This window comes from Kluyvera ascorbata ATCC 33433 (assembly GCF_000735365.1).
Taxonomy (GTDB): Bacteria; Pseudomonadota; Gammaproteobacteria; order Enterobacterales; family Enterobacteriaceae; genus Kluyvera; species Kluyvera ascorbata.
In genome coordinates, this window is sequence record NZ_JMPL01000227.1 from 1 (window position 1) to 1,247 (window position 1,247).

At 51.5% G+C, this 1,247-nt stretch carries 1 pseudogene; it reads right to left on the reverse strand.

The features are described from left to right. Window positions 1-6: 6 nt before the first annotated feature. Window positions 7-1,174 (reverse strand): annotated as a pseudogene (locus tag GKAS_RS23300) (IS3 family transposase). Window positions 1,175-1,247 lie beyond the last annotated feature (73 nt).

Consider the following 1,247-nt stretch of genomic DNA (forward strand, 5'->3'; position numbering starts at 1 on the left):
TAGTGGTCAACTAAAACTGGCCACCGCTTTAGAGTTTTCCAGTATCGGTTTTCCGATTCGTTTGGGGGCAACCCACCGTTATAGTCATGCGGCCTTAGCGAGCTGTAATACCCGACGATATAGTCTGTGATCGCATGAGCAGCATCGCTAAAGTTTATATAACCTGTCACTGGCACCCACTCGTTTTTCAGACTACGGAAGAAGCGTTCCATCGGGCTGTTGTCCCAACAGTTTCCACGTCGGCTCATACTCTGCCTGATCCGGCAACGCCACAGTAACTGCCGGAACTGCCTGCTTGTATAGTGGCTACCCTGGTCACTGTGGAACATCACTCCGGCTGGTTTACCGCGGGCTTCCCACGCCATTTCCAGCGCTCTGATGGTCAGCTTGCTATCCGGCGAGAATGACATTGCCCAGCCCACTGGTTTCCTTGCGAACAGATCGAGAACAACTGCAAGGTAAGCCCAGCGCTTGCCTGTCCAGATATATGTCACATCACCGCACCACACCTGGTTAGGCTCTGTCACTGCGAACTGTCGCTCAAGGCGATTCGGGATAACGATGTGTTCATGACCACCACGTTTATACCGGTGGGTAGGCTGCTGACAACTCACCAGCCCCAGTTCTTTCATGAGCCTGCCGGCAAGCCAGCGTCCCATTCTGAAGCCTCTCAGGGTTGCCATAATGGCGATACTTCTTGCGCCAGCAGAGCCATGGCTGATGTTATGCAGCTCCCGAACCTGACTGCGTAACACAGCTCGCCAGCCGTCTGGCTTTTCGGCGCTTTTCTCCCAGTATTTGTAGCTACTGCGATGAACCCCGAACACGTGGCAGAGTGTGACCACAGGATACTGCGCTCTGAGTTTCCCGATTAACGAGAACTGTTCAGGGAGTCTGACATCAAGAGCGCGGTAGCCTTTTTTAATATGTCGTTTTCCATTTCAATGCGTTGTAGCTTTTTCTTCAGCTCAAGTATTTCAATCTGTTCCGGGGTTATAGGGGAGGCTTTAGGTATTTTGCCCTGTCGTTCATCCCGCAACTGCTTTACCCATCGCGTCATGGTAGAAAGACCCACATCCATAGCACTGGCCGCAGCTGCAACGGTGTAGTTCTGATCAAGGACCAGTTGAGCGGATTCGCGTTTAAACTCTGCGCTGAAATTTCTTTTTTTCATTGAGGCACCTGTAATGTTCTGAGGTGAGCATATCACCTCTGTTCAGGTGGCCAAATTCAGTAAACCACTACAG